The sequence below is a fragment of the Rhodococcus sp. MH15 genome (genome assembly GCF_019266045.1).
Classification (GTDB): domain Bacteria; phylum Actinomycetota; class Actinomycetes; order Mycobacteriales; family Mycobacteriaceae; genus Rhodococcus_F; species Rhodococcus_F qingshengii.
The window spans coordinates 180,069-200,059 of the sequence record NZ_LPNP01000082.1; the positions used below are offsets into that span (position 1 = coordinate 180,069).

General features: G+C 62.5%; 19 protein-coding genes. 3 read left to right on the top strand and 16 right to left on the bottom strand.

What is annotated here, in order from left to right; genetic code table 11:
• Positions 1 to 41 precede the first annotated feature (41 nt).
• From ccsB to hemL, 6 genes are all read right to left on the bottom strand, one after another.
• Entirely contained in the window at positions 42 to 1,004 is a 963-nt protein-coding gene (gene ccsB / locus ATN37_RS30960; protein WP_003941951.1) for a c-type cytochrome biogenesis protein CcsB, read from the bottom strand.
• Entirely contained in the window at positions 1,001 to 2,665 is a 1,665-nt protein-coding gene (locus ATN37_RS30965; RefSeq protein WP_003942064.1) for a cytochrome c biogenesis protein ResB, read from the bottom strand. The genes ccsB and ATN37_RS30965 overlap by 4 nt, the downstream gene beginning before the upstream one ends.
• Positions 2,662 to 3,510 (bottom strand): cytochrome c biogenesis CcdA family protein, encoded by an 849-nt coding sequence (locus ATN37_RS30970; protein ID WP_007735278.1) that lies wholly within the window; start codon positions 3,508 to 3,510, stop codon positions 2,662 to 2,664. Before ATN37_RS30970 ends, ATN37_RS30965 begins: the two co-directional genes overlap by 4 nt.
• A 2-nt stretch (positions 3,511 to 3,512) precedes the next feature.
• Positions 3,513 to 4,118, bottom strand: a complete 606-nt coding sequence (locus ATN37_RS30975) for a TlpA disulfide reductase family protein (RefSeq protein ID WP_007735280.1) — start codon at positions 4,116 to 4,118, stop codon at positions 3,513 to 3,515.
• Complete coding sequence (locus ATN37_RS30980) at positions 4,115 to 4,774, bottom strand: histidine phosphatase family protein (protein ID WP_003941868.1); 660 nt, start codon at positions 4,772 to 4,774, stop codon at positions 4,115 to 4,117. The genes ATN37_RS30975 and ATN37_RS30980 overlap by 4 nt, the downstream gene beginning before the upstream one ends.
• A gap of 65 nt (positions 4,775 to 4,839) precedes the next feature.
• Positions 4,840 to 6,165, bottom strand: a complete 1,326-nt coding sequence (gene hemL / locus ATN37_RS30985) for a glutamate-1-semialdehyde 2,1-aminomutase (RefSeq protein ID WP_037129903.1) — start codon at positions 6,163 to 6,165, stop codon at positions 4,840 to 4,842.
• Positions 6,166 to 6,275: 110 nt separating this feature from the next.
• Between hemL and ATN37_RS30990 the strand changes: the two genes are divergently transcribed.
• The gene (locus ATN37_RS30990; RefSeq protein ID WP_218696064.1) at positions 6,276 to 6,623 is read left to right on the top strand and encodes a hypothetical protein; all 348 of its coding nucleotides are present in this window, start codon (positions 6,276 to 6,278) and stop codon (positions 6,621 to 6,623) included.
• Positions 6,624 to 6,682: 59 nt separating this feature from the next.
• The gene (locus ATN37_RS30995; RefSeq protein ID WP_024487810.1) at positions 6,683 to 8,614 is read left to right on the top strand and encodes an acyl-CoA dehydrogenase; all 1,932 of its coding nucleotides are present in this window, start codon (positions 6,683 to 6,685) and stop codon (positions 8,612 to 8,614) included.
• Between the two features lie 40 nt (positions 8,615 to 8,654).
• Here the strand turns inward: ATN37_RS30995 and ATN37_RS31000 are convergent, their stop codons facing one another.
• The gene (locus tag ATN37_RS31000) at positions 8,655 to 9,671 is read right to left on the bottom strand and encodes an ABC transporter permease (protein ID WP_007735285.1); all 1,017 of its coding nucleotides are present in this window, start codon (positions 9,669 to 9,671) and stop codon (positions 8,655 to 8,657) included.
• 131 nt (positions 9,672 to 9,802) lie between these two features.
• Between ATN37_RS31000 and ATN37_RS31005 the strand changes: the two genes are divergently transcribed.
• Entirely contained in the window at positions 9,803 to 10,363 is a 561-nt protein-coding gene (locus ATN37_RS31005) for a TetR family transcriptional regulator (protein WP_007735287.1), read from the top strand.
• Here ATN37_RS31005 and ATN37_RS31010 read toward each other — a convergent pair.
• The 9 genes from ATN37_RS31010 to ATN37_RS31050 all read right to left on the bottom strand — a co-directional run bounded on the left by ATN37_RS31010 (position 10,354) and on the right by ATN37_RS31050 (position 19,945).
• The gene (locus ATN37_RS31010; protein ID WP_063314769.1) at positions 10,354 to 11,229 is read right to left on the bottom strand and encodes a TIGR03619 family F420-dependent LLM class oxidoreductase; all 876 of its coding nucleotides are present in this window, start codon (positions 11,227 to 11,229) and stop codon (positions 10,354 to 10,356) included. The genes ATN37_RS31005 and ATN37_RS31010 overlap by 10 nt on opposite strands.
• Positions 11,226 to 12,884 carry an ABC transporter substrate-binding protein gene (locus tag ATN37_RS31015; protein ID WP_218696065.1) on the bottom strand — a complete coding sequence of 553 codons (1,659 nt, stop codon included), beginning with the start codon at positions 12,882 to 12,884 and terminating at the stop codon, positions 11,226 to 11,228. Before ATN37_RS31015 ends, ATN37_RS31010 begins: the two co-directional genes overlap by 4 nt.
• Before the next feature lie 24 nt (positions 12,885 to 12,908).
• The gene (locus ATN37_RS31020; RefSeq protein ID WP_209448472.1) at positions 12,909 to 13,970 is read right to left on the bottom strand and encodes a DUF1214 domain-containing protein; all 1,062 of its coding nucleotides are present in this window, start codon (positions 13,968 to 13,970) and stop codon (positions 12,909 to 12,911) included.
• A gap of 88 nt (positions 13,971 to 14,058) precedes the next feature.
• On the bottom strand, positions 14,059 to 15,204 hold the full coding sequence (locus tag ATN37_RS31025; RefSeq protein ID WP_218696066.1) for a sulfotransferase: 1,146 nt from the start codon (positions 15,202 to 15,204) through the stop codon (positions 14,059 to 14,061).
• A gap of 22 nt (positions 15,205 to 15,226) precedes the next feature.
• On the bottom strand, positions 15,227 to 16,018 hold the full coding sequence (locus ATN37_RS31030) for an SDR family oxidoreductase (RefSeq protein WP_054187831.1): 792 nt from the start codon (positions 16,016 to 16,018) through the stop codon (positions 15,227 to 15,229).
• The gene (locus ATN37_RS31035; protein WP_003942015.1) at positions 16,012 to 16,371 is read right to left on the bottom strand and encodes a nuclear transport factor 2 family protein; all 360 of its coding nucleotides are present in this window, start codon (positions 16,369 to 16,371) and stop codon (positions 16,012 to 16,014) included. Before ATN37_RS31035 ends, ATN37_RS31030 begins: the two co-directional genes overlap by 7 nt.
• A gap of 24 nt (positions 16,372 to 16,395) precedes the next feature.
• Complete coding sequence (cysN, locus tag ATN37_RS31040) at positions 16,396 to 18,297, bottom strand: sulfate adenylyltransferase subunit CysN (RefSeq protein WP_007735300.1); 1,902 nt, start codon at positions 18,295 to 18,297, stop codon at positions 16,396 to 16,398.
• Positions 18,297 to 19,202, bottom strand: a complete 906-nt coding sequence (cysD, locus tag ATN37_RS31045) for a sulfate adenylyltransferase subunit CysD (protein WP_042453017.1) — start codon at positions 19,200 to 19,202, stop codon at positions 18,297 to 18,299. The genes cysN and cysD overlap by 1 nt, the downstream gene beginning before the upstream one ends.
• Positions 19,199 to 19,945 carry a 3'(2'),5'-bisphosphate nucleotidase CysQ gene (locus ATN37_RS31050; RefSeq protein ID WP_218696067.1) on the bottom strand — a complete coding sequence of 249 codons (747 nt, stop codon included), beginning with the start codon at positions 19,943 to 19,945 and terminating at the stop codon, positions 19,199 to 19,201. Before ATN37_RS31050 ends, cysD begins: the two co-directional genes overlap by 4 nt.
• Positions 19,946 to 19,991 lie beyond the last annotated feature (46 nt).

A 19,991-nucleotide genomic window follows, 5' to 3' on the forward strand; every position in this document is an offset into this window, starting at 1 on the left:
CTACAGACCGGTCGGCAGCCACCCACGGTACCTCGAGAGGATCAGGTGAGTCCCGCGTAGGAGTGCAAGCCGGAGACGACCATGTTGATGATGAAGAGATTGAACAGCATCGCAACAAAACCGGCGATGTTGATCCAGGCGGCCTTCGTCTCGCGCCACCCGGACGTTGCCCTCGCATGCAGATAGGCCGCGTAGATCACCCAGGCGATGAAGGACATCGTCTCCTTCGGATCCCAACCCCAGAAGCGTCCCCACGCGGCTTCCGCCCAGATGGCACCGAGGATGACGCCGGCGCCGAACAGCGGAAACGCGATGATCGTGCTCTTGTACGCCAAGCGGTCGAGAGTCTGGGCATCGGGCAGTCGCTCCGCGATCCGGCCACCGATGCTCGTGCCTTCGTCACCGGGCGGGAACTTCAGTCGCAGCAGGAACAGAAGGCTCGCGATACCGCCGATCATGAAGATTCCGGAGCCGACGCTGACGATCGTCACGTGAATCGGAAGCCAGTACGAGCGCAGCGCCGGAACCACGGGAGCCGCGTCGGCGTAGAGGACCGTGCCGGCGAGGAACATCAAGATCAGAACCGGCACCAGCAAGAAGACCCACATCGGACGGTACGCCGGCTTGATCAACAGGACGTGCCCGACCAGCAACGACGCCGCACACGCCATCGCCACGAATTCGTACATGTTGCCGAGCGGGAATCGTTCCGTCGCAAATCCGCGGAGCACGATCGACGCGATGATCAGCACCGTTCCGACGACCAGGACAGCTCGGCCCATTCCGCCGAATCGTTCCGAGAGCGACTTGCTCGGAGTCTCCGCGACCCTGCCAGGCACGGATGCGTCGACACCGCCGGCGGAGACCAGTTCCTTGTCCTGAACCGCCTTTGCTCTGGCCGACGCGTACTGCACGATGAGCAGCACAAACGCCAGCACGAGCACGGTGAAGGCGGACTTGAAGGCCCAGTCGCTGTACTGCGCGAGTGTCTCGTTCGTTGTCATCGGGCGTTCTCCTGCGCGTGCGGTTGGTTCACCGCGGTGGTCGGATTGCTTTTCAGCAAGCGGTCGGCGAGGCGGTCGAACTCGTCGCCCCAGCCTGCGTGGTCGGTGCGGGCAAGCCCACCAAGTTCTACTACAGTACGTCGTTCGTCATCTGGATAGATACGTGCCCAGACGCGGCGACGCTTGATCACGAGCGAGACGAGTAGGCCCGCCATCATGGTCAACGCCGAAACCAACACCCACACCTGAGCGGGATCGTGGGAGACCTGCAGGTTCACGAAGTCGACGGCACCATCGAATCGCACCTGGGTTCCGTCGGCAAGCGTCGCGCTCTCCCCCGGAAACAGATTGACTCGATCCTGCTTGACCAGTCGGCCCTGATTGATCAGTTCGGTGTTGAGTTCGAACAGCGATTGCGGGTTACCGGTATCGAGTCCGGTGTCGCCCTTGTAGATGTCGATGGCGACTGCCGGATCGTTCATCGCCGGGTAACTCGACGACAGCAGGTTGCCGTGGAACAGCGCTGTGGGCGCGAACAATCCTTCGATGGCAATCTGATTCTTCCGACGCTCGTCCGCATCGGGATACATGCCGCCCGGCGGGTCGAAGCGCATCGCGCCACTGCTCAGGAACGTCGTGGCGTCGTCCGGACGCCACTGGAGCGTCTCGGTGCGGGTCTCACCGTTCGGGAACGTGACGGTGAATGTCGGCGCGTATCCGTGTCCCTGCAGGTACACACGATCGCCGGCGATCCGCAGTGGGTGGTTCACCTGGATGGTCGTGTCCCGCCAGGTATCGGACTCGAGGTCGTCGCCTGCCTGGTACGAGATGTCCGAGGTGAACATCTCGGCCTGACCGGTCTCGAGGTAGTCGGCCTGGAAATTCTTCACACGTACACACAGCGGGGTCATGCCGGTGCCGTCGAGGCTCAGACCGGCGACGAAGGAGTCGAACACTGCCGGCGAGGTCGTGCAGAACCCGGGGCCGTCGTTGGCGATGACGATGCGATTGCCCTCGTAGCCGAACAACTTGCCCGCGGCGATCGCGATCAACAATCCGACCAGCGAGAGGTGGAACACGAGGTTGCCGAACTCGCGGAGGTATCCCTTCTCCGCCGAGATGGTGATCTCGCCTTCGCGTCGTGATTTCGAATCGCCGCGACGCGTTTCGACGCGCCACCCGCGCAGTTCTTTCGACACCCGGGCAGCAAGTTCGTCGGGAGTCTCGCCGTCCACGACGCTCTTGGTGTGGTGCGGCAGGCGAGCAAGATTGCGCGGCGCATTCACCGGACGGGTGCGCAGCGCCTTCGCGTGCTCCACGCAACGCGGCAGGATGCAGCCGACCAGCGAGATGAAGAGCAATGCATAGATCGCGGTGAACCAGAAACTGCTGAACACGTCGAACAATTCGAGGCGGTCCATCCACGGACCGAGCGTCGGACGCGCGGCGATGTAGTCGGTGACCTTGCCCTCGTTGAGGGTTCGCTGTGGCAGCAGGGCGCCGGGGATCGCAGCGAGCGCGAGGAGGAACAGCAGTACCAGCGCGGTCCGCATCGAGGTGAGCCCGCGCCAGGTGTTGCGCCCGAGTGCAACGACTCGACCGATCACCGACTGCTTCGGCAGCACGGGTTTCGGGTGGTCGTTATTGTCGTCAGCTGTCATATCGGCAGCGTCACCTCCGAGATAAATGCGTCGCGAACCCAGCCGACGAACTGGTCCCACGCGCCGGTGACGAGGGCGATTCCCACTGCCACCAACATGATTCCGCCGAAAATTTGAATGGTGCGTGCATTACGACGCAACCAGCCGACGCCGGTCAGCGCGCGCGCCGATCCCAGCGCCAAGATGATGAACGGCAGGCCGAGTCCGATGCAGTACGCGACGATCAACGTGACACCACGCGCGGCGGTCATCCCGTCGGTTCCCGCCGCTACGGACATCACGCCTGCCAATGTCGGACCGAGGCACGGCGTCCAGCCCAGAGCGAACACTCCCCCGAGCAGCGGCGCACCCACCAGTGACGACACGCGACGCGGTTCGAAACGAACGTCCTTCTGCAGCGCCGGAATCAGCCCGATGAAGACGAGACCCATTGCGATGGTGACGACACCGCCCACTCGCATCAGGACCTCGCGGTTGACGAGCAGCGTGGAGATCACGCCGAATACCGACGCGGTCGCGAGGACGAACACAACGGTGAAGCCCGCGACGAACAGTCCGGCCGCACCGGCCACCCTCAGTCGACTGCTCCGGGTGATCGTCCGCGTCTTCGCCTCTTCGGCGGTGATCGCGGGAGCGTCGGCACCGACGACGCCGGCCAGGTAGGACAGGTAGCCGGGAACGAGCGGCACGACGCACGGTGAAGCGAACGACACCAGACCGGCGAGCACACAGGCGCCGAGGGCGAGCAGAAGCGGACCGGACGACGCCGCGTTCTGAAACGCTTCGCCCACACCGGCACTCAATGTGTCGCTGCCGGCCAGCAGCGTAGTGGTCGTGGTTGTCATCTTTACTGCGCGTCTTCCTGAGCTACTCGCTGGACGACGGGCAGTAAATCCTCGGCGAGAAGTTCTTGGAGGAACACCGCGGCGACGCGATGCTGGCGGTCCAGGACGATCGTCGTCGGAATGACCGACGTGGGGTAGCCGTCACCGAGGGCGATCAGCGAACGCATCGACGGGTCGTAGATCGACGGGTACGAGACCTTGTTGTCGACCACGAAGTCCTGCGCTTTGTTCTTGGTGTCGTCGCGGACGTTGATGCCGAGGAACTGCACGCCCGAATCCTTGGTCTGCTCGTAGACCTGTTCCAGGTCGTCGGCTTCGGCGCGGCACGGTCCGCACCACTGACCCCAGACGTTGAGAACGACGACCTTGCCCTCGAAGTCCTCGACACCGACCTTCTGACCTTCGTTCATCAGGTCGGGCCCGGAGAGCTTGCCGATGGTGCCTCGGTCGGACGGCGGATCGTAGAAGATCTTGGTTTGTCCGCCCGGTGAGACGAAGTCGAAAGTTCCGCCCTGTGCGACGGCGTCATCGCCGGTCGCGCAGGACGAGAGAAGAAGCATCGCCGACGCAGCGGCTGCGAATGCTGCGGCGATGCGGCGCGAAATCATGCTCCTGTCACTCTCGGGTCGGAGGCGCCGGCAGGTTCGGAGTAGACGATGTCGACCAGGGTGTCGCCTTCGTAGACCAGTGAAGTCAACGAGGCCAGTCCACACTGACGGTGACGGGGATCGTGCCAGAGACGCTCGCCCTGCAGGAATCGACGCAGTGTCCAGACCGGAAGTTGATGGCTGACGACGACGGCTTCGTGTCCGACTGCCGCGACGCGTGCGGCATTGACGGCTGCGAGCATGCGATGCGCGATCTGCAGGTAGGGCTCGCCCCAGGACGGGGTGAACGGGTCACGCAGTTTCCACCAGTGACGCGGACGCGAGAGCGCACCGTCCCCGACGGCAACCTTGAGACCCTCGAACTCGTTGCCTGCCTCGATCAGGTTTTCGTCCGTGACGATGTCGAGCTTGTGTGCCTCGGCGATCGGAGTCGCGGTCTCTTGTGCCCGCTGCAGCGGCGACGCGACCACGTGGGTGATGTCGTGATCGGCGAGCACCGACGCGACCGCACGAGCCTGAGCTTCGCCCGCCACCGACAACCGGAAACCCGGGAGCCGTCCGTAGAGGATCCCGCGCGGGTTGTGTACTTCGCCGTGGCGCAGGACGTGGACGATGGTGCGGGTGGACGTGTGGTCGGGGTGATCGGCGTCGGTCACAGTCGAGGGTCCTCGCTGAAGATGATGGATGTCGGAAGCGTGCGGTGTTCTGGAACTGGAACTGCTCAGGGCTTGACGGCAGCAGCTGCGGCCTTGGCTGCGTGAGGCATGGCGTCGGCGATGATCGAGAAGGCTCGATCGTCGAGGGCTGCGGAGACGAACCACGCTTCGAACGCGCTCGGCGGCGGGTACACGCCGCGGGAGAGCAGTGCGTGGAAGAAGGCGGGGAATCGCCAGGTCTGCGCGGCTTTGGCTTCGTCGTAGTTGGTCACCGTGTTCTCGGTGAAGAACACGCTCACCAAGGTGCCTGCGTACTGCACTCGGTGTTCGACGCCTTCGGCGGTGAGTGCTTGGGTCATGAGGTCGCCGAGGGCGGTCGCGTTCCGGCCGAGCTTGGCGTACACCTCGGCGTCGGCGGCGCGCAGGCTCGCGAGTCCGGCGGCGACGGCTACGGGGTTACCCGAGAGGGTGCCTGCCTGGTAGACGGGACCGTCCGGTGCGAGGTGGCCCATGATGTCGGCGCGGCCGCCGAATGCTGCGGCAGGCAGGCCGCCGCTCATGACCTTGCCGAAGGTGTAGAGGTCGCCTGCGACGTTGTCGATGCCGTACCAACCCGAGGCACTGACGCGGAATCCGGTCATCACCTCGTCCATGATCAGGAGTGCGCCGTGCTCACGGGTGAGACGACGCAGACCCTCGTTGAAACCGGGAAGCGGTGCGACGGCGCCCATGTTTCCGGCGGCAGCTTCGGTGATGACGCACGCGATGGCGCCGGGATTGGCCGCGAAGGCCGCGGCCACCGCGTCGAGATCGTTGTAGCGCACGACGATGGTGTCTTCTGCTTGAGCGCCGGTCACGCCGGGAGAGGTCGGCAGCCCGAACGTCGCGAGGCCGGATCCGGCGTCGGCGAGAAGGGCGTCGACGTGGCCGTGATAGCAACCGGAGAACTTGACGATCTTGGTCCGCCCGGTGAATCCGCGGGCGAGGCGGACTGCGCTCATCGTGGCTTCGGTTCCGGAGTTGACCAGACGAACCTTTTCCACGGGCGCGACGCGGGCGACGATTTCCTCGGCGAGAGCAACTTCGCCTTCGGTCGGCGCACCGAAGGAGAGACCTCCGAGGGCTGCTTCGCGAACTGCTTCGACGACTGCCGGGTGAGCGTGCCCGAGAATCATCGGACCCCAGGACGACACCAGGTCGACGTAGTTGTTTCCGTCGACGTCGGTGAGGGTGTAGCCGGATGCTTCGCGAATGAATCGCGGTGTTCCGCCGACCGAACCGAACGCGCGGACGGGCGAGTTGACGCCACCCGGAATCACGTTGCCGGCACGTTCGAAGAGCCGAGCGGAGTTCGTTGCATGCACGTCGGGATCACCGGAAGACACAGTCACGGCTTCCAGTGTCCCAGTTCTGTCGAATCTGACAACGACAGGGTGTAGGACTTCGGTGCTCGAGGCGAGTTTTCCGGTCGAACCGGGCCCCGCGTGAGACGATTCCGGGCATGAAGCGACTGTTGACGACGCTGATGGTCTCGGCTGCGATTCTTCTCACATCGTGTGGTTCGGACGCTTCGAACGGCGACAAGGCGACAGTTTCGTCGCCGCCGAGCGCCACCGACTCGGCTCGAACCACCGCGGCGACGAGCACCGACCCCGCGTTTCTCGGCGGGTGTTCGGCGGTGTCCGTCTACGTTCAGCAGCGTGTTCAGAGCGGCGACACGTCGACCCAGACGGCGGGCGCCGACTTCCTGAAGATCGTCGAGAACGACCCTTCGTACCAGGCTATGTCCGAGAGCGAGAAGGAACTCTTCCGCCAAGGAATCGAAGCGGGTGCCGCGGGCTCCTGCTGAATGTGAGGTTGGGATCGAACCGGGTTGCCCGCGGTGCGCTACGCGCTATCGTCGGTTCCATGGCCACCACAGCGGACCACCTCAGGACAACACTCGACGGACGCTGGCGGGAGGTGCGTGAGCGCGTTCGCGGCGAATTGAACGACGAACGTTTTGCTCCGCACTACACACCCAACACCGCCATTGCGCGCTCCAAGGCTCTCGAACAGATGCGGGTCCTCGCCGATCTCGGGTACGCCGCAAACGGTTTCGCCGTCTCTCACGGCGGAACGGGCGACGCGGGTGGCGCCGTCACCAGCATCGAGATGCTCGCGATGTCCGACCTCTCACTGATGGTCAAGGCCGGCGTCCAGTGGGGTCTGTTCGGCGGCGCCATCGAAAACCTCGGCACCGAGCGTCACCACCAGGCGTACGTCAAGCCGCTGATCGATCTGGATCTGCTCGGTTGCTTTGCGATGACCGAGACCGGTCACGGCAGCGACGTCCAGGAACTCGAAACCACGGCGACCTACGACGTCGAGACGGGCGAGTTCGTCGTCAACTCCCCCACTCCGTCCTCTCGCAAGGACTACATCGGCGGCGCTGCCCAGCACGCCACCGTCGCAGCGGTGTTCGCACAGCTGATCACCGGAGGCGAAAGTCAGGGCGTCCACTGCTTTGTCGTGCCGATTCGTGACGACGCCGGCAACGACCTCCCCGGCGTCACGACGTCCGACTGCGGGCTCAAGGGTGGACTGCCCGGAGTCGACAACGGCCGCATCGTCTTCGACCAGGTCCGCATCCCGCGTGAGAATCTACTCAACCGTTACGCCGACGTCGCCGAGGACGGCACGTACAGCTCGGCGATCGAGAACCCGAACCGTCGTTTCTTCACGATGGTCGGCACACTGGTTCGTGGACGTGTCACCGTCGGTGGTTCCGCGGCAGCGGCCGCCCGCGTCGGATTGGCCATCGCCGGTCGATACGCCCTGCAGCGCAGGCAGTTCAGTGCTCCGAAGAGTGACGACGAAGTCCTGATCATGGACTACCTCGTCCACCAGAAGCGTCTGCTGCCGTTGATCGCCCGCTCGTACGCTCTGCAGTTCGCACAGAACGAACTCGTAGCCGCGATGCACGACATCCAGAGCAGCGACGACCCGGATCCGCAGGAGCAGCGCGAACTCGAAGGTCGCGCCGCCGGACTCAAGGCCGCCAACACCTGGCATGCCACTCGGGCCATCCAGGAGGCACGCGAAGCCTGCGGCGGCGCAGGCTATCTCGCCGAGAACCGCCTCACCGCACTCAAGGCGGACACCGACGTCTTCACCACGTTCGAGGGTGACAACCACGTTCTGACGCAGTTGGTCGCAAAAGAACTCCTCACCTCCTACGCCGACGAAGTCCGCGGCATGAGCCCGGTCGACTGGATGCGCTTCGCCGCTACGACGGTCTCCGACGTGGTCAAGAAACGCACGGCAGCGCAGCAGATCCTGCAGACGATCGTCGACACTCGCCAGGACAACGAAGAGGACGGCAGCCTCTTCAATCGCGGCACCCAGATGAAGATGTTCGAAGACCGCGAAGAGTACCTACTCGCCACTGCGGCAAGGCGATTGCAGGCAGCGCAGAAGCGCGAGGAGAACCCGTTCGACGCGTTCAACTTCGTGCAGGACCACGTGCTCAAAGCCGCTCAGGCGCACATCGAGCGCGTCATCCTGGAAGCATTCGTCGCCGGCATCGACTCGTGTGAGGACGAGACCGCAAAGGAACTCTTCGGCGAGGTGTGCGATCTCTACGCACTGTCCGTGATCGAAGAGGACAAGGCCTGGTTCATGGAGCACCGGCATCTGTCGGTGGAGCGTTCGAAGGCCGTGACGCGCGGAATCAACGAGCGTTGCCGCACCCTGCGCCCCCACGTCGAGACACTGATCGACGGGTTCGGCATTCCGGACATCCTGCTGGGGTCCGCGATGCTCGACGGACCGGGCACCGACGCGGTACGGCTGAAGTAAAGGGTTCGGGTGGGGTCGGCAATCGCCGGCCCCACCACACTCAGTGCGCTGCTGCCTTTTTCGACTGGCGAGAGGCGAGCAGTCCGGTCAGGCCGAGTGCCGCGACCAGCCAGATCCCCAGAACGAGCAGGTGCGGTCCGGCGCCGTTGCCACTGAAGTAGATGACGGAGCGGATGGGCTCCATGGCTGCCGATCCGAGCCAGAACGAATGGATGTGCTGCCAAAATCCCGGCAGGAACGACACCGGAATGGCACCACCCGAACTCGGGAAGTTGATGAAAACGAGCACCGTCAGCACCGCGAAGATCGCGGCTTGGCCGAGCAGTCGATTGAGCAGAATGCTCACCGCACCGACGGTGAACGTGTAAACCATCGAGATTCCCAGCAGTTGCAGGATCTGGCCGAATGACGCCCCGAAGGCGTGCATGAAGATGCTGGTGATGCCGAAGGCTATGAGCGGGGTGAGTATCGCCGCACCGGCCAGGATCGAATACTGCTCTCGCAACCGCATTCTCGGCGCAACCTGACTGAGCACCGTGATGGTCAGGTAGCCACCGAGGGTGCAGACGATCAGGAAGTAGAAGAGTCCGACAGTCGAGGAGTCGCGCGCCGTGACAGGCGCCGAGTCGATCACCGTGACCTGCTGCCCCGTCTGCTCCGCAACCGAATGCGCCAAGCTGCTCACCACGGAAACCGTCGAGGCGCCCGCGCCGGTGGCGATATGTGCGGTCACGGCGTCACCGATCTCGATGGCGCCGATCGCATCGCGGTTGTCGATCCGAGAGAGTGCGTCGGCGGCGTTGGCTGTGGCAACGATGTCGAACTTGTCACCCGACGAAGCCTGGATTCCGTCGATCAGCGGGGCCGTGACGGACGGCGACCCGACCACCACGATCGGTGCCTGATTCGGCGTCGGCGAATGGAAGGCGCTGACGTAGCACAAGCAGAACATGATGACGAAGAACAACGGAAATGCGAGTCCACTGCCCACCATCTTCCAATTGGTCGGCGGATCGACAACTTCTTCGCTGGGTACTCGGACGTCGGTATCTGTCATATTCCACGCTCTCTTCACTAACCGCATCTAGCTGTCAACACCGTTGACAGACTCAACAGTCAACACCGTTGACACGTTATAGTCAACGCCGTTGACAACGCGGTCGGCGAGCGAGCACAGAGGTCGATGTCGTGACACCCACGAGGCACACGCCAGAGCAGGAGCACCCCTCGACATCCGAGGCGATTCGCGCGGCGGCGTTCCAACTGTTCGGCGAGCACGGGTTCGGCGGCACGTCAGTTCGCGCCATCGCCAAAGTTGCCGGAATCGATCCGGCCCTGGTCATCCGGCATTTCGGGTCCAAAGAAGCACTGTTCCTGGAAACCACGCCGGTTGCGGACTACTTCGAAGGCCAGTTCGACGGCCCACTCGACACCCTCGGTGAGCGAATCGCCGCCTTCGTCCTGGGCAAGGCCGACGCCCGGATGCTGTCGGTGTACACAGCGCTCATGCGAGCATCGGACAGTCCACGCATCCGGGAGCGACTCCGAGACATGACCGGAGTATTCGCCACCAATCTCGCCGCTCGTCTAGACGGCGAAGACGCGTACACCCGCGCACTCCTGGTCTCCGCCCAGGTGTCCGGGCTGTTGAGCGTCCTCAGCGACGAAAGTATCCCCCAGTCCGCAGATCGCGACGAGTTGGCAAAACTCTACGGCCGGGCGATGCAGACGCTGATCGATCAGTACTGAGCGATGACCTCCTCGGCAAACCGCCGAATGGAGTCGAGTCGTCCCTGACGATCACCGGAGTCAACTCCGTAGTAATACCAGGGCAAAACTCTGATTTCCGTGACTCCGAGAGTCTCGAGTTCGCGATATCCGTCCAGATCACGAACATCCGTCGGCGAGACGTTGACGCCGAAAGGAACATCGGCACGACCGTACTCGACCCGCAATTCCGTGAGACGATCGATGGCGCAGGCTAATTCGGCTTTGGTCGTGTTCACCGACATCCAACCGTCGGCCAGCCTGGCTGCACGGCGCAACCCCGGTTCGCTGTGCCCACCGATGTAGATCGGAACCGGAATCTCCGGAGCAGGACTGATCATCAGAGCGTCGAAATCGTAGTGCTTGCCGTGGTATTCGACCCATTCCGGCCCACGTCCCGCACACACCGCCTTGATGATCTCGATGGCTTCGTCGGTACGCGCACCGCGGGTGCGCATCTCGGTACCGGTGAAGGTGAATTCCTCGGGAATCCAGGACAAACCGACGCCGAGAGCGACGCGGTTCCTCGACATCACGGCCATGGTCGCGACCTGCTTGGCCGTCAACAGCGGATCGCGCAGTGGAAGTTTGAACACGTTGGTGTAGAACTGAATTCGCGATGTGACGGCCGCCATCGCCGCCATGGCAATGAACGGATCAGGCATCGGCGTCTCGGGCGCCCACATCCGCTTCCCGTCAGCAGTGTACGGGTACGGCGCCGACACCTGCTCCGGATAGAACACGGAATCCGGCATCGCGATTCCGTCGAACCCCACCTCTTCGGCGACCTGCGCCAACTCGCACAGTTCCAGGGCGTCGATCATCGCACCCGCCAAGGACCACTTCATCGTTCCACCGTTTCGCCGTTGGGCGAGATCCAAGCGCCGCCCAAGAACATGATGTCGGTGATGTTGCGAACGACGCCGTGAACGTTGCCGTCCCATGCGGTCAACACCGACGCCGGCCCCCAGATCACGTAAGGCACAGTCGCGTTGGCGTACTCCTGCACCTTGCTGATCGCCTCACGGACAGCATTGTCCGTTGATGCCGTCTGCACAGCTGTGATCATCGCGTCCATCTCCGGGTCCGCGAAGCCGGACGGGTTGTTCTTCGAATCACTGGCCATACTGTTGTACAAATTGAGGTACGGCGCTTCTTCTCCGACCGGAGCGCCACCTCTGGTCATGTCGAAATCGTGGTCCTTGTATACCCGTCGAACCAGATCGGTCACATCGGTCGCGTAGTCGATGGTGACGTCGAAACCGATCGCGTTCAGCGACGCCTGAACCGTCAGTGCCGTCGCCTGTTGGCTCGGCTCCGAGGTGGTGAGGTAGCGGAGTTTCCCGTCGTACCCGTCGGACTTCGCTTGATCGAGCAGCGCCTTTGCCTTCACCTGATCGAACGGAATGCCTGCTGTGTTGTTGTACCAACGTGACGTCTGCGGGACCAGTTCGGAACTGGCGGTGCCCAATCCGTTGTTCGCCCGGGTATTGACCGCCGCCGGATCCACCCCGTAGGCGATCGCCTGACGGACGCGAACATCAGCCCCGGGCTTGCCCTCACGGTTGTTGATCGTGCCGATCCCGTTCTGTCCGGTCGGACTGAGGTAACCCGAGTATCCGTCGTCGAGAGCTTGTTCGATCACGGCCTCGTCGCGGAGAATGTACGTCATGTCGATCTGGCCGCTCTTCAACGATTCGTACTGAGACTGCGCACCCGACGTGGGAACAAACCGCACTGTGTCCAGTGGAGGTTTACCGCCCTGATAATCCGTGCGTGCGGCGAGTACCAGTTCTTCGTGCGGGGCGAACTTGGCCAAGGTGAACGGACCCGCCCCGATCGGTGTGAACGCTCCCTCCCCGGTTCCTGAAACCGACCCTGCCTCTCCCCCTGAACTTCGCGCAACGATCATTCCGGGCCCGAGCGACAACAGCGCCGGGAATTGACGCCAGGGCCGCTCGAGCACGAATTCGACTGTGGTGGCGTCGGGCGTCTCGATCCGATCCACGATGTTGAGCCAGGTCTGCGATACATCACCCTTGCCTGCCACGAATCGATCGATACTCCACTTCACCGCTTCCGCGTCGAGCGGACTTCCGTCGCTGAAGGTGAGGCCGTCAGCCAAAGTGACGGTGTACGAAGTGAAGTCGCTGTTGTTCGACAGTGTCTTCGCGAGTTGTGGCACGAAGCTCCCGTTTGTGGAGTCGCTGCGTACCAGCGTGTCGTAAATCGCGGCCATTTCGGTTCCGCCGGTCGAACCGGCTGCTTGCGTTCTCGTGGGGTCCAACGAGGAAGGGAACGAATAGGACCCGAAGGTGAGAACACCGCCGTCGATCCGCTCCCCCACATCTGGGGCGCCCACAAAACCAGCTGCGCCACTACTGCTCGATGAAGCCGATCCCGAGTTGTCCCCACTGCTCGACGCGCAGCCGGCCAACATCAATGCACCGGCAAGCCCGAGCGTGACAAAGCGAGGGCCGAACCTAATCTTCCTGGTGTACATACGTTCCCAATCTCCGTCAGCGTGTCAGATCTTGACTACCTTTGACGTCGGGATCGGGTGCGAGTCCGCCTTGATCCAGCGCAGCGCCCATGTCCCCTCGGCATGCGAATCGGTGTCGATCCAGTTGCCATAACCCGGATCCTTCGCCGCCACGACGATTGTCATGGTGCCGTCGTCGTTGAGCTTCGCGGTGTGATTGTTGATGTAGATGTTCGTGCGGTTGTAGTCGAGGGACTCGACCCAGAAGTTCTGCAGCACGAAGTTGAAGTACTCGCAGTTCGGAACCTCGGTCTCGATGACCCACGCCTCGTCCTCGGCGAGCTTCCAGTAACCGTGGAAGTAGAAGATCGTCGGATCGCCGCCGGCATCCTGGAAGTAGTCCTGTCCCCAGTCGAAAATCTCGTTGGTGTGCGGCTGGAATTTGCGCGACCATTCCAGGAAGGTCTCCGCCATCCCCTTCACGATCCCGACGGACTTGGTGAGGCGCTCGCCGATCTCTTCCGGACTCAACGGGACGAACTCCCCGTCCGGGTTCAGGCATTCGATGGTCAGATCACCGATGACCTCGTTGCGCCGATCCTTGTGAGTTTGCCGAACGGAGATGAGGTTGCTGTCGGGCGCCAAAGGCAGCCAAGCGCCCTCATCGGGCTTGACGACGCTCGCGATGAACTCGAAACGGCCGTTCTCGTCGACCTCGAGGTCTTGGATATGCAGATCGCCGGTCTGCAGCATGGTGCCGTCGATGTGGTACCGATTTACGCGCGAGCCGAAGGTGATCAGCGGGACGGTGCCTCGGGTGCCGATGATCCGGTAGTTGTACTTACCGGAAATGTTGGCGCGCATGTAGACGTTGTCCGGGTTGTCGGCACCGATCTTCGTCATCATGTTCGGGTTCGGAGCCGACGAGAACTGCGGCCACCGCGGATCGGTGTACTCGACACAGTTGATCGTGCCGTACCGAAGCAACCGACTCAGGTAGCGGACGCCCTCGGCTTGAGTCAGCGGATCCTGAGGGACGATCTCGTCTTCCAGGACCTTTCCGACCTCGAGCAGATCTGCGCAGAACTTTTCCCAAACAGCATTCATGTGAATCTCCTTGTTTCGGTTGGGGCTTCGCCCTGTGCGCCTTTTTGGTAGTCGGCACTACCAAAAAGGCGCACAGGGCCGGAGGCCTTCAGGGTGTGGTGGCGAACTTCGCTTCGACGTCGGCAGCGCTCACGCCGAAATCCTCGAGCGAATAGCGATGCGACGGACGACGGTGCTCGGCAAGGCTGGCCTGATGCGACGCCTCCACCGCGGCGCGGGCGTCGTCTGTGAAGGGCAGGGCGAACTGTGCATAGATCTTCTCGACGGTGCCGACCGCACCGGCGATGAAGTCCTTGTAGTCGACGTCGATGAACTGATCGGGGTTGTAACGGCTACGGGCATTGTTGAAGTTCGCGTTCCCTCGCGCCCACAGGTCCAGTTGCGTGCGCCCGATGGCGGGACGGTCGAATGCCTTCGACATGTCGTGTCCGCCCTGCTCTACGAGGCTGAAGGTGGACGCCATCGATGTCAACGGGTCTCGGAAGGTCCGAACGAACAGTGCATCCGGATAGACCGACATGATCTCGTCGATCGCGAAGACATGGCTCGGGCTTTTGAGCACCCACCGTCTGTCCTGGTCGTGCAGCCCGATCAACTGCAGGTTCTTCTTGTGCCGCGCATATGTTTCGGTCCAGTCCTGCTCCGCCAGCCACCGGGTGTAACTCGGCACGTACGCCACCGTCTCGAACGCGGTCGAGAGCATCGTCTGCTGCAGCAGCCGCCAGCATTCCTCGACCTCCTCCGCCCCCATGAAATGAACCTTCATCAGGTCTGCCTCGTTACGCTGGCGAGCACGGTAGAAGGCGTCGGAGCGAACGTAATCTTCGTTCTCCGACCACATGTCGCGCTCGGGGCGCGGCTGCGGCGTCTCGGCGAGCCACATCTCGGCGCCCTGATGCGCTGGGTCGGCACCGAGCAAACGGTGCAGCGCGGTGCTGCCGGTGCGGGTCAACCCGACCACGAAGATCGGGCGTTCGATCGGAACATTTACGTGCTCTGGATATTTCGCGAATCCGGCCTCACTGGTCAGGCGACCCGCGAGCGCTCCGACGATCATCTTGCGAGCGATCACCTTGCCGTGAGGAGTGAGGTCGGCCTCGTTCTGGAACGACTCGAGGAGAACTCGAAGTCCTTCGAGATAGCTTTCGCTGCCGAAGTTTTCGTACCCGGCCGCCTCGCGCGCAGCCTGGTGCAGGTCATCGATGGAACCGATGCCGTCGTAATCCTGTGTCATGGCTAGTCCTTGTATGAGTTGATCAGTGGTGCGTGTGACCGCAGTTGACGTCGAGACATTGCCCTGTGATGGCCCTCGCTGAATCGGACAGGAGGAAGACGACAGCGTTTGCGATGTCATCTGGCTCCGGCAATCGGCGCAGATCGGCGCCCGCTGCGATCTCGTCGTAGATCATCTTGGGGTCGACTCCTGCCGCCGCCGCCTTCTTCTCGAACATGTTCTTGACCGAGTCCGCCCAGATATAGCCGGGAGCAACCGAATTGACTCGAACGCCCTTGGGACCGAGATCGATCGACAAACTGCGTGCCATTGCCAGGAGCCCGGATTTCATGATGCGGTAGGCCCCGAACCCGGGAAGCTGGTTGCGCAACACCATGGACGTGACCATCACGACGGACCCGTGCGACTCGATCAATGCCGGAGCAAATTCTCTGGTGACGTTCAACGCCGCGAGCAAGTTGATGTCGATGCCCGACTGGATGGACACCACGTCGGCGTCCAGGAGCGGGACCTGCGCGGGTTGAACAAATGCGTTGTTCACCAAGCAATGCACCGCACCGAACTCAGCGACAGTTGTCTCCGCCAACGAAGCGATCGAATCGACGTCGGTGAGGTTCGTCGGGACGGCCAACGCGATTCCGCCGCGGTCTCGAATCTCCCTTGCCACCGATTCCAAGCGCTCGGGTGTGCGGGCAGCCAGAACAACCTTCGCTCCGGCCGCCGCACTCTGCAGCGCAATCGAACGACCCAGCGCCGGGCCCACTCCCGAGACGACGACAACCTTGCCTGCCAGCAGGCCCTGATGGGTCAGCACAGCGCCTGCGGATCGAGAACAACACTCAGGGAGATGATCTTGCCGTTCTCGTCGAACTCGAACACATCGGTGGCAGCGAAGTCAGGGATACCGGCGCGCTGCACCCGAAGCTGCATGGCTGCGTACTTTCCCGTCACCGAAATCGGACCGAGCAGGCTGACTGTGAAATCGACCTGCGCGTTCGCGGTATCGAATTCGCGAATCTCGTCGATTCCGCGGTAGGTCTGGACCCCCAGCGGTTCGTGTTGAACTGCGTCGGGCGCAAACAGCGCAACCAGTCCGTCGACGTCGTGACTTCCGAGACACTTGACGTAATCTTCTACGGCAGAAACTATTTCAGCCCTGTCAGGCATGGATGCTCCTCGTGTTCAGGCGGATCAAGAAATGGTTCCGCGGGCGCGGAGATGGTCGACGATCGCGATCGCAGCGTCCTCGGTCGTCGTGACACTGGTGTCGATGTGAATGTCAGGGTTCTGCGGCGGTTCGTACGGCGAATCGATTCCGGTGAAGTTCACCAACTCGCCCCGTCGAGCCTTCTTGTACAGACCCTTGGGATCTCGCTCCTCTGCGACGGCAAGAGCGGTGTCGACGAAGATTTCGACGAACTGTTCGTCGCCGATCAATTCACGCGCGGCATGACGCTCGGCCTCGAACGGTGAAATGAAGGACGCGAGCACGATCAGACCGGCGTCCGCCATCAGTCGGGTGACCTCGGTGACGCGACGGATGTTCTCGACGCGGTCGGCTTCGGTGAATCCGAGGTCTCGATTCAGCCCGTGACGCACGTTGTCTCCGTCGAGGAGGTAGGTGTGCGCGCCGAGTGCGTGCAGTTGACGCTCGACATCGTTCGCGATGGTCGACTTTCCCGAACCGGAGAGACCGGTGAACCACAGAACTGCGGGTTGGTGTCCCTTGAGCCTGGTGTGCGCGGCCTCGTCGACGTCGACGGATTGCCAGTGAATGTTGTCCGATCGACGCAGCGAGTGCGTGATCATGCCCGCACCGACAGTGCCGTTGGTAAGGCGGTCGATGAGGATGAAGCTACCGGTGTCACGGTTGCCGACGTACGGGTCGAACGGGACCGGCCGATCGAAACTGAGGTTGCACACACCGATTTCGTTGAGCGCGAGAGTAGTCGTTGCGGTCTTCTCGAGAGTGTTGACGTTGATCTTGTGTTTCGGTTTGGTGATGCGCGCAGTGACTGTCACGGTACCGATCTGGCACAGGAACGGCCGTTCGGGCAGCATGGGAGCCTCACCCATCCAGACGATGCAGGCCTCGAACTGATCGGCTACGGCCGGCGGATTGTCGCCGATGGACAGCACATCACCGCGACTGATGTCGATCTCGTCGGCGAGCGTGATGGTGACCGAGCGACCCGCACCGGCAACGTCGAGGTCGCCACCCATGGTCACGATGCGCTCGACTGTGGACGTCTTTCCACTGGGGAGCACGCGGATGGGATCTCCGGGAGATACGGTGCCGGAAACGATCTGGCCGGAGAATCCGCGGAAGTCGAGGTCCGGCCGGTTGACCCACTGCACCGGCATCCGGAACGGAGCCGCGGCGGCAGCATCGTCGATGTCCACGCTTTCGAGATGCTCGATCAGGCTTGGTCCGGAGTACCACGGGGTATTCGCACTGCGCTCGGTGAGATTGTCACCCATGTATGCCGACATCGGGATGGCGACGAACCCGTCCAGACCGATCTCGTGAGCGAACTCTGCATAGTCCGCGGTAATGGCATCGAAGACCTCTTGCGAGTAGTCGACGAGGTCGAGTTTGTTCACGGCAAGCACCACGTGCTTGATCCCCAGCAGCGACACCAGATACGAGTGCCGGCGGGTCTGGGTCAGTATCCCCTTGCGGGAATCGACAAGGATCACAGCAAGATCGGCGGTCGACGCGCCCGTCACCATGTTTCGGGTGTACTGCTCGTGCCCCGGAGTATCGGCGACGACGAACTTGCGTCGCTCGGTCGTGAAGTAGCGATAGGCGACGTCGATCGTGATGCCCTGCTCACGTTCGGCGGCGAGACCGTCGACCAGGAGCGCGAAATCGAGCCCCTCCCCCTGGGTTCCGCTCTTGCGCGAATCGGCTTCGAGCGCCGTCAACTGGTCGTCGAAGACGAGTTTCGATTCGTAGAGCAGACGGCCGATCAAGGTGCTCTTGCCGTCGTCGACGCTGCCGCACGTGATGAATCGCAGCATGCTCTTGTTTGCATGACGTTCGAGGTACGCCTCGATGTCGTCAGCGATCAGATCCGAGGAAACAGTCATCAGAAGTACCCCTCTTGCTTCTTCTTTTCCATCGACGCGCTGGAGTCGTGGTCGATGACCCGTCCCTGGCGTTCGGAAGTGGTGGTGAGCAACATTTCCGAGATGATCTCGGTCAGGCTCGTTGCGGTCGATTCGACGGCTCCGGTCAGCGGGTAGCAGCCGAGGGTGCGGAAACGAACGCTCTTGAGTTCCGGGGTCTCTCCCGGCAGTAACGGCATCCGGTCGTCGTCGACCATGATCAGCGCACCGTCCCGCTCTACGACGGGCCGCTTGTCGGCGAAATACAGCGGAACGATCGGAATCTCTTCCTGGCGTATGTATTCCCACACATCCAGCTCGGTCCAGTTCGAGAGCGGGAAGACGCGCAGGCTCTCGCCCGGCGCTTTGCGGACGTTGTACATCCGCCACAGTTCCGGTCGCTGCCGCTTGGGATCCCAACGGTGCGCAGCTGATCGGATCGAGAAGATGCGTTCCTTGGCGCGGGATTTTTCTTCGTCACGGCGGGCGCCGCCGAATGCAGCGTCGAACTTGTAGTGATCGAGGGCTTGTTTGAGGCCTTCGGTCTTCCACATGTCGGTATGGACAGCGCTGCCGTGAGTGAACGGGTTGATCCCCTGCTTCACGCAGTCCGGGTTGGTGTGGACGATCAGATCGAGATCGCCTGCAGCGGCGGTACTGTCACGAAGTTTGTACATTTCACGGAACTTCCACGTGGTATCGACGTGCAGAAGCGGAAACGGCAGCTTCGACGGATAGAAGGCCTTGCGCGCCAGATGCAGCATCACGGCGGAGTCCTTGCCCACCGAGTACAACATCACCGGGTTCTCGCTCTGGGCAACAGCTTCACGCATGATGTGAATGCTCTCGGCTTCGAGTCGTTCGAGGTGCGTCAGTGTCGCGGTCATCGGCCCAATTCCTCCAGTGCTTTCGGGGCGAGTTCGGGTCGGCAGATCAGCAGATCCGGCAACCACGGGTTTTCCTGGTTGTAGCGCAGTTCGCTGCCATCGATACGCGAAACATGCAGTCCCGCAGCATGTGCGACAGCAACGGGCGCCGCCGAATCCCACTCGTACTGTCCGCCCGCATGTGCGTAGATGTCTGCCTCACCCGAGACGACCGCCATTGCTTTGGCTCCGGCGGATCCCATTTCGATCAACTCCGCGCCCATCGAGTCGGCCATGCGCATGACCGGTTCCGGACGACGCGTCCGCGATACGACGACTCGAACCGGCGTCGCGGCATCCCGTTCGGTCCGATCATCGCTGCTCGAATAGGTGACGCCAAGGGCAGGCATTGCGACCGCACCGGTTGTGAGGACACCGTTTTCGGTCAGCGCAACATGAACGGCCCAGTCCGATCGTCCGGCCTCGCCGTACTCACGGGTGCCGTCGAGAGGGTCGACGATCCACACCCGATCCGCAGCCAGCCTCGCGAGGTCGTCAGCCCCTTCCTCCGACAGCACTGCATCCGCAGGAAAGCGTCGGGCAAGTTCGGCGACGATGAATTCATGACTGAGCCGATCGGCCGCGTTCTTGAAAGTCGCGACATCACCGTCGTTTTCGCCGAGGGATTTCCGATGGTCGAGCAGAAGTTCTCCAGCCGTAGCGGCGATGTCGATCGCCGCGCGTTCATCGTTAGTGCGTGTCATAGGTACTCCACAACTGTGTAGACCTCCCGATCGATACGGGAAGAAA

Coding starts and splice junctions, on each gene's coding strand:
- ccsB (WP_003941951.1), bottom strand. CDS start 1,004: ATGACAACGAACGAGACACTCGCGCAGTACAGCGACTGGGCCTTCAAG.
- ATN37_RS30965 (WP_003942064.1), bottom strand. CDS start 2,665: ATGACAGCTGACGACAATAACGACCACCCGAAACCCGTGCTGCCGAAG.
- ATN37_RS30970 (WP_007735278.1), bottom strand. CDS start 3,510: ATGACAACCACGACCACTACGCTGCTGGCCGGCAGCGACACATTGAGT.
- ATN37_RS30975 (WP_007735280.1), bottom strand. CDS start 4,118: ATGATTTCGCGCCGCATCGCCGCAGCATTCGCAGCCGCTGCGTCGGCG.
- ATN37_RS30990 (WP_218696064.1), top strand. CDS start 6,276: ATGAAGCGACTGTTGACGACGCTGATGGTCTCGGCTGCGATTCTTCTC.
- ATN37_RS30995 (WP_024487810.1), top strand. CDS start 6,683: ATGGCCACCACAGCGGACCACCTCAGGACAACACTCGACGGACGCTGG.
- ATN37_RS31000 (WP_007735285.1), bottom strand. CDS start 9,671: ATGACAGATACCGACGTCCGAGTACCCAGCGAAGAAGTTGTCGATCCG.
- ATN37_RS31010 (WP_063314769.1), bottom strand. CDS start 11,229: ATGAAGTGGTCCTTGGCGGGTGCGATGATCGACGCCCTGGAACTGTGC.
- ATN37_RS31015 (WP_218696065.1), bottom strand. CDS start 12,884: ATGTACACCAGGAAGATTAGGTTCGGCCCTCGCTTTGTCACGCTCGGG.
- ATN37_RS31020 (WP_209448472.1), bottom strand. CDS start 13,970: ATGAATGCTGTTTGGGAAAAGTTCTGCGCAGATCTGCTCGAGGTCGGA.
- ATN37_RS31025 (WP_218696066.1), bottom strand. CDS start 15,204: ATGACACAGGATTACGACGGCATCGGTTCCATCGATGACCTGCACCAG.
- ATN37_RS31035 (WP_003942015.1), bottom strand. CDS start 16,371: ATGCCTGACAGGGCTGAAATAGTTTCTGCCGTAGAAGATTACGTCAAG.
- cysN (WP_007735300.1), bottom strand. CDS start 18,297: ATGACTGTTTCCTCGGATCTGATCGCTGACGACATCGAGGCGTACCTC.
- cysD (WP_042453017.1), bottom strand. CDS start 19,202: ATGACCGCGACACTGACGCACCTCGAACGACTCGAAGCCGAGAGCATT.
- ATN37_RS31050 (WP_218696067.1), bottom strand. CDS start 19,945: ATGACACGCACTAACGATGAACGCGCGGCGATCGACATCGCCGCTACG.